Annotated in this window: 5 protein-coding genes; 2 read left to right on the top strand and 3 right to left on the bottom strand. The window is 68.1% G+C overall.

Going from position 1 to position 7,829, the window contains the following annotated elements; all coding sequences use genetic code 11:
- A partial coding sequence (locus tag AB0903_RS27545; protein WP_366707296.1) for a stealth family protein occupies positions 1-1,845 on the top strand: 1,845 nt, incomplete at its 5' end.
- A gap of 9 nt (positions 1,846-1,854) precedes the next feature.
- Entirely contained in the window at positions 1,855-3,279 is a 1,425-nt protein-coding gene (locus AB0903_RS27540; protein ID WP_366707294.1) for a hypothetical protein, read from the top strand.
- A 14-nt stretch (positions 3,280-3,293) separates the two neighbouring features.
- Here the strand turns inward: AB0903_RS27540 and AB0903_RS27535 are convergent, their stop codons facing one another.
- The 3 genes from AB0903_RS27535 to AB0903_RS27525 all read right to left on the bottom strand — a co-directional run bounded on the left by AB0903_RS27535 (position 3,294) and on the right by AB0903_RS27525 (position 7,742).
- Positions 3,294-4,217, bottom strand: a complete 924-nt coding sequence (locus AB0903_RS27535; RefSeq protein ID WP_366707297.1) for an endonuclease/exonuclease/phosphatase family protein — start codon at positions 4,215-4,217, stop codon at positions 3,294-3,296.
- A gap of 172 nt (positions 4,218-4,389) precedes the next feature.
- Positions 4,390-6,519 (bottom strand): 3-hydroxyacyl-CoA dehydrogenase NAD-binding domain-containing protein, encoded by a 2,130-nt coding sequence (locus AB0903_RS27530; protein WP_366707292.1) that lies wholly within the window; start codon positions 6,517-6,519, stop codon positions 4,390-4,392.
- Positions 6,516-7,742 carry an acetyl-CoA C-acyltransferase gene (locus tag AB0903_RS27525; protein WP_366707290.1) on the bottom strand — a complete coding sequence of 409 codons (1,227 nt, stop codon included), beginning with the start codon at positions 7,740-7,742 and terminating at the stop codon, positions 6,516-6,518. Before AB0903_RS27525 ends, AB0903_RS27530 begins: the two co-directional genes overlap by 4 nt.
- Positions 7,743-7,829 lie beyond the last annotated feature (87 nt).

Here is a 7,829-nt window from a genome sequence, read left to right as displayed (position 1 = left end):
CTTCATCGTGGACACCGCCCGCCGACCAGCGCGAGCACGGAAGGACGCCCGCACACCAGACCCGTGACCTGCAACTTCACGATGCACACCGCTCAATGGGAGAAGCTGTTCGCAGAGCTGGCCGAACACCGGGAAAGCGGTCGCCGGGACGCTCTCAAGGCCGACCGGCTTGCCCTCCACGCCGCCTACACAGGGCTCACCGGGGCGGCCACCGCAGCCGCTCCCGCTCCGCCGAGCCAGTCGCGTTCCGGTTCTCATCGCAAGCTGGAGGAGCAGGTCGCCAAGCGCGACAGTGCGCTGGTGCGTGACGGGGGGCAGCTCTGCCGGGTCTCCGACGCGGAGTCCCCCTTCGACGTGATGCACGCGAACCTGGCGTTGGCCGCGGAGGCGCTGGAGACGGCAGGCATCCCCTATCTGGTCTCCCGCGACACCAACCTCCGTAAGACGGTGGCCGTGCACGGTTCCTACCGGGAGAGCGTGCTCAAGGCTCTGGCGTCGGCCTACGGGCAGCAAGCCGTGTACGCGGCCCTTCTCAACGAGCGCCAGGATGCGATCACCACAGTGCTCGCAGGCATGTGCGAGGAGCAGGCCCACCTCCCGAGTACGGGAGTCCGCATCTATCAGAACGTCGTCACCAAGTCCCGCACGCTGCGCCTCGGTGCCGTCTACGGCTGCACCATCTCGTTCTGGGAGACCGACCCGGAAGACGAGGAGTACGTCAAGTCCCCGACGCGCACCCTCATCGGCGACCGGATCTCGCAGTACTCGATGAAGCGCACGCCGACCGTGCTCGGGGGTCGTGCCTACCCGACGATCGAGCCCTTCGCCCAGCCGCTCAACGGCGACGTGAACTTCCCCGTCGACGCCGTGTACACCTGGGTCGACGGGTCCGACACGGCCTGGCTGGAGCGCAAGAACCAGGTGCTCTCCGGGCTGGGCCTGGAGACCGTGGACGCGGCCGCGAGTGCCGCGCGCTTCCGCAGCCGCGACGAGCTCCGGTACTCCCTGCGGTCCATCGACATGTACGCGCCGTGGATCCGGAATATCTACATAGTCACCGACCGGCAGGTCCCGTCGTGGCTGGACCTCAACCACAACCGGGTCCGGGTCGTCGACCATGCGGAGATCTTCGGCGACCAGGGGGCGCTGCCCACCTTCAACTCGCACGCCATCGAGAGCCGGCTCCACCACATCGAGGGGCTCTCGGAACACTTCCTCTACTTCAACGACGACTTCTTCATGGGCCGTGCCGTGCCGCCCAACCTGTTCTTCGAGGGCAACGGCCAGGCCAAACACTTCCTGTCGCCCACGGCGATCCCCATGCTGCCGACACAGCAGGAAGACGACTTCAACATCAGCGCCGCCAAGAACAACCGGGCGCTGATCGCGGGTACTTTCGGTCAGACGCTGACGCACGGATTCCTGCACGCGCCCTACCCTCTGCTCCGCAGTGTCATGGCCGACCTGGAGAGGACCTACCCCGACGTGCTCGCGCGCACCGCCGCCAGCCGGCTGCGCAGCCACTCCGACGTGTCCATAGCGTCCTCGCTGCACCACTACTTCGCGTACCAGACCGGCCGGAGCATTCCCGGCCGCGTCAACTGCGGTTTCGTGAACGTCGGGCTGAAGGAGCACCGCACCCGGCTCACCCGTCTGCTGACGGCCCGACCGCACGACGTGTTCTGCCTGAACGACTTCCACGACGGAGATGTCCCCGAGGAGGAGCAGGACGCGATCCTCGCCGCCTTCCTTCCGAGCTACTTCCCCGTTGCGAGTCAGTTCGAGTACGGGTCGCCGCGCAACCAGCGGTACCACTCCGCTCTCATGCCCGAGTGGCCTCTGTAGACGCGCAACATGAAGCGGTGGCCTGATCGTGAAAGAGGAGAAGTAGTGAAACTGTGCATCATCGGCAATTCCGTCGCCGCGCCGAGATCGGAAAAGGAAGCACCCTTCGCCGGCTGGGGACAGTTCCTCGGGGAGTACCTGTCCCCCTACTGCGAGGTCCGCAACTACGCGCGGGACGCCATGACCGCGCGGGGCTACTACACCGAGCGCTTCCTGAGCCTGCTCAATCTGCTCCAGCAGGGTGATGTGGTGGCCGTCGACTTCGGTGGTGTCGAGCAGCGCATCGACAAGCCCGGCCTCTATCACAGCTTCCGTGAACTGCGTGAGTTCCTGTACCTCTACCTGGAGGGCATACGCAACGAGGGCGCCGTCCCCTTTCTCCTCACCCCCGCCGCGCGATGCGTCTTCGAACCGGACGGAACGGTGGCCGACACCAGGGACGGCTATCCCCAGCTGATCAGGGAGGTGGCCGCAGAGACCGGAACACCCTTGGTGGACCTCAACGCCATGACCATGCAGATGCTGCGCGACCTCGGACCGCAGCGGGCCCGCCAGTACTACCGCTGGGTGGACGCCGGGGAGCACCCCAACCACCCCGACGGGCTGATCGACGCCTCCCACTTCAACGAGGCGGGCGCTCGTGAGGTCGCCAGGATGGTGGCGATCGGGCTGAGCAACGCGCCCGGCCTGCCCTACGGCTTGGTCGATGCGGAGGCGATGGCCGTAGCACCGCCGTATCCGCCGCTGCTCACCGAATTCACCGTGGAGTCCCCCGAGCGCGCACTGGAGAGCTCGAGCCGGGTGGCCGAGGCACCGGTCTTCGCAGGGCCGAGGCCCGGCCAGGCGGTCAGCGCCATGCAGAAGTTCTGGGGCAGCGCCGCACCGGGCACCGGCTACCTGTTGTTCTTCGCCCGAGGTGACTACATCGGCGGCACCCGCGTCAACGAACAGGGGAAGTGGACCTGGCGCCGGGCGGTCAAGTGGACGGCCGGAGACCACGTGATCGAGGCGGTCGGTATCTCTGAGCACGGGCTTTCGGCAGTAGGCCGGTTGTCCTTCGAGGTCTGGGACACCGTCGAGCCGCCGATCGTCCTGGGCCCGCGTGAAGGCACGATCAGCGGCCCCCGGCCGCGTTTTTCCGGTAGTGCGGTACCGGGTGTCACGCAAGTGATGATCATGGAGGGGGAGAGGCTGATTGCCGCTGCCCCGGTGCAGAAGGACGGCTCATGGAAGGTGACCCACGAGCACGACTGGCGGCCGGGGACATATTCCATGGAGTTCGTGGCGATCTTCAGTGCGATCCACTCGAAGCCGGCCCCGTACACGTTGCGGGTCCACGGGGTGCCGGAAGGAAACTGGATCCGCCATTCGACCATGTCCCGACTTCCGTGCTCCGACAAGTGCGACCACATGCCGTTCGCGGGTCGCTGGTGAGCGGAGCACCGTCCTCAGCGATCGATCCGCACATCGACATGCAGGGGGGCATGGTCCGAGAATCCGTTCGGTGATGTCTCTTTGACGTTGCGTGTGGTGTCCAGCCGCGCCATGTCCACACGGCAGGACGCGAACTCGGCGGGAGAGCCGGCGGCGTCCGGGCTCACGAAGACATGGTCGAGGGTCCGGAATTCGTGTTCCCCGGTGCGTGTGTTCCACGCGTGATGCGTCGCCCGGCCACCCTTGCGCGTCAGGTCCTGACACTCGGTCAGGTTCTCCGTCAAGGGGCGAAGCTCTGCCGAGTGCGAGTTCCGGTTGAAGTCACCGGCCAGCACGTACGGCTTTCCGTCTGGTGCAACACGTGCGGCGATCTGCGCCGCCTGAGCTGCGCCACGCCTGTCTCCTGACGGCAGGAGGTGTGTGGTGCACATCCGATGCGACCAGGTCTCCACGTCCACGCACAACAGTGGCGAGAGACGCTCACGACCGCTCGGAGTCCGATGCGGCGCCAAGGTGTTGGTGGACGCGGACGAAGCGATCCGTCCGCGAACCGCGACAGCCACCCCCAGTTCGCCGACCAGGGGCTTCCGACAGGAAGTCGAACCATCGGGTCGTGAACCGCGAGCCCACACGACTTCCCAACCCGAGCCCAGCGCTGTCTCCAGGAGAGCAAGATGGCTGCCCGGCGCCCCGCCGCAGACCTCCTGCAACATGACGACGTCAGTGGCGCGCTCGTCGACCATCTTCCGGATTTCGGCGACCTTCAGGCCAGGCCGGTTCCGGTGGGGGCAGTAGCCCCGCTCTCCACGCCGGCCGCCCGCCTCCCCACAGATGTTCCAGTTGAGGACGCCGATGTACTCCGCGTTCGGTTGCGGCGGGCCCGTCACGGGGGAGAACGGCGAGCTGACGAGCAGGGCAGCGACGGCTGCGCACAGCATGATGAGCACCCGTGCCGTCGGTGCGCGGTCAGGGGGACGTCTGTGGGCTGTCACCGGTCGCATCCTCTGATTATCCGTGGCCGATCACCCTCGCCCGGATGTGGCCCCGAACAGCCGAGGCGGCGCCGGCCCCCCGGTGAGGGGACGGGCGCCGCCCGGTGGCACACCGACGTTACGCCGGGACGCTCGCCACGCCCGGTGCCAGGAACCGCTTGCCGTTCACGCGCTCCGAGACGCCCTCGCGGTCCAGGTACGGCGTGATGCCGCCCAGGTGGAAGGGCCAGCCGGCGCCGGTGATCAGGCAGAGGTCGATGTCCTGGGCCTCGGCCACGACACCCTCCTCGAGCATCAGGCCGATCTCCTGCGCGACGGCATCCAGGACGCGGTCGCGGACCTGCTCCTCCGTCAGGACGGTGTCGCCCTGCTTCAGCAGCGCGGCGACCTCCGGGTCCAGCTCCGGCTTGCCGGAATCGTAGACGTAGAAACCGCGCTTGCCGGCCTTGACGACCGCGGCCAGGTTCTCGGAGACCGTGAAGCGCTCCGGGAAGGCGCGGTTCAGGGTCTCGGAGACGTGGAGGCCGATGGCCGGGCCGACGAGTTCCAGGAGGACCAGCGGCGACATCGGGAGGCCGAGCGGCTCGATGGCCTTCTCGGCGGTGGCGACCGGGGTGCCCTCGTCGATGACGTTCTGGATCTCGCCCATGAAGCGGGTCAGGATGCGGTTCACGACGAACGCCGGGGCGTCCTTGGTGAGGACCGCGGTCTTCTTCAGCTTCTTCGCGACACCGAACGCGGTGGCCAGCGAGGCGTCGTCCGTCTGCTCGCCGCGGACGATCTCCAGCAGCGGGAGGACCGCGACCGGGTTGAAGAAGTGGAAGCCGACGACCCGCTCGGGGTGCTTCAGCTTGGAGGCCATCTCGGAGACCGACAGCGAGGAGGTGTTGGTGGCGAGGATCGCGTGCGCCGGGGCGACAGCCTCGACCTCCGCGAACACCTTCTGCTTGACGCCCATCTCCTCGAACACGGCCTCGATGACGAAGTCCGCGTCCGCGAAGCCCTCGGCCTTGTCCAGCACACCGGTCACCAGGGCCTTGAGGCGGTTGGCCTTGTCCTGGTTGATGCGGCCCTTGCCGAGCAGCTTCTCGATCTCGGCGTGGACGTAGCCCACACCCTTGTCGACGCGCTCCTGGTCGATGTCGGTCAGCACGACCGGCACCTCGAGGCGGCGCAGGAACAGCAGCGCGAGCTGGGAGGCCATCAGACCGGCACCGACGACGCCGACCTTGGTGACCGGGCGGGCCAGACTCTTGTCCGGCGCACCGGCCGGGCGCTTGGCGCGCTTCTGGACGAGGTTGAAGGCGTAGATCCCGCTGCGCAGTTCGCCGCCCATGATGAGGTCGGCCAGGGCCTGGTCCTCGGCGTCGAAGCCCTTCTGCAGGTCGCCGTCCTTGGCGGCCTCGATGATGTCGAGGGCGCGGTAGGCGGCCGGGGCCGCGCCGTGCACCTTGGAGTCGGCGATGAACCGGCCCTTGGCGACGGCCTGGTCCCATGCCTCGCCGCGGTCGACCTCGGCACGCTCGACGACGATCTCGCCCTTGAGCACGGACGCCGTCCACACGAGGGACTGCTCGAGGAAGTCGGCCCCCTCGAAGATCGCGTCGGCGATACCCAGCTCGAAGACCTGCGCACCCTTGAGCTGCTTGTTCTGGCTGAGCGAGTTCTCGATGACCACCGAGACCGCGCGCTCCGCGCCGATCAGGTTCGGCAGGATCGCGCAGCCGCCCCAGCCGGGGACGAGGCCGAGGAAGACCTCGGGCAGCGAGAACGCCGGGATCGCCTTGGAGACGGTGCGGTACGAGCAGTGCAGACCGACCTCGACGCCGCCGCCCATGGCCGCGCCGTTGTAGTACGCGAAGGTCGGGACCGCGAGGCCGGAGAGACGCTTGAAGACGTCGTGGCCGCCCTTGCCGATGGCGAGCGCGTCGGAGTGCTGCCCCAGCAGCTCGACGCCCTTGAGGTCGGCGCCGACGGCGAAGATGAACGGCTTGCCGGTGATGCCGGCGCCGACGATGTCGCCGTTCGCCGCCTCCGCCTCGATCTGGTCGATCGCGGTGTTCAGGTTCGCGAGGGACTGCGGGCCGAAGGTGGTCGGCTTGGTGTGGTCCAGGCCGTTGTCCAGCGTGATGAGCGCGAAGCGTCCGGCACCGGCGGGGAGGTCGAGGTGGCGTACGTGCGCCTGCGTGACGACCTCGTCGGGGAACAGCTCGGCCGCGCCCTTCAGGAGTTCGGTGGTGGTGGTCACTTGTCGCCTCCGGCGTCCTTGTGGTTCGGGTTCTCCCAGATGACCGTGGCGCCCATGCCGAAGCCGACACACATGGTCGTCAGGCCGTAGCGGACCTCGGGCTGCTCCTCGAACTGGCGGGCCAGCTGTGTCATCAGACGCACACCGGAGGAGGCGAGCGGGTGACCGTAGGCGATGGCGCCGCCGTACTGGTTGACGCGCGCGTCGTCGTCGGCGATGCCGTAGTGCTCGAGGAACGCCAGGACCTGGACGGCGAACGCCTCGTTGATCTCGAAGAGGTTGATGTCCTCGATCGACAGACCGGCCTTGGCGAGGGCCTTCTCGGTCGCGGGGATCGGGCCGTAACCCATCACCTCGGGCTCGACACCGGCGAAGGCGTACGAGACGAGGCGCATCTTGACCGGCAGGTCGTGCTCGCGGGCGAACTCCTCCGAGGCGATGATCGAGGCGGTGGCGCCGTCGTTCAGGCCCGCGGCGTTCCCGGCGGTGACGCGGCCGTGGACGCGGAACGGCGTCTTCAGGCCCGCGAGGGACTCGAGCGTGGTGCCCGGGCGCATCGGCTCGTCGGCGGTGACCAGACCCCAGCCGGTCTCGCCGGCCTCGGGGCTGGTACGGCGCACGGAGACCGGGACCAGGTCCTGCTGGATCTTGCCGTCGGCGTACGCCTTGGCGGCCTTCTCCTGCGAACGCACGGCGTACTCGTCGGCGCGCTGCTTGGTGATCTGCGGGTACCGGTCGTGCAGGTTCTCGGCGGTCATGCCCATGAACAGGGCCGACTCGTCGACGAGCTTCTCGCTGACGAAGCGCGGGTTCGGGTCGACGGCCTCGCCCATCGGGTGGCGGCCCATGTGCTCGACACCACCGGCGATGACGGCGTCGTACGCGCCGAAGGCGATGGAGCCGGCGACGCTGGTGACCGCGGTGAGCGCGCCGGCGCACATGCGGTCGATCGAGTAGCCCGGTACGGACTGCGGCAGACCGGCGAGGATGCCGGCGGTGCGGCCGAGGGTCAGACCCTGGTCACCGATCTGCGTGGTCGCGGCGATGGCGACCTCGTCGATCTTCTTCGGGTCGAGAGCCGGGTTGCGGCGCAGCAGCTCCCGGATGGCCTTCACGACGAGATCGTCGGCGCGGGTCTCGTGGTAGATGCCCTTCGGGCCCGCCTTGCCGAACGGGGTGCGGACGCCGTCGACGAAGACGACGTCCCTGACGGTACGAGGCACGATGGCTCTCCTCCAGGGTGCGGGGTTGCACTGCTGCGGCACGCACGCCTGAGCGTGCGCTTGCTCGCCCCATGCTACTTGTGGGTA

Source organism: Streptomyces sp. NPDC048389 (assembly GCF_040706335.1).
GTDB lineage: Bacteria > Actinomycetota > Actinomycetes > Streptomycetales > Streptomycetaceae > Streptomyces.
Note: the sequence above shows the minus strand (reverse complement) of the source record. Positions and strands in the feature narration are given on the sequence as shown.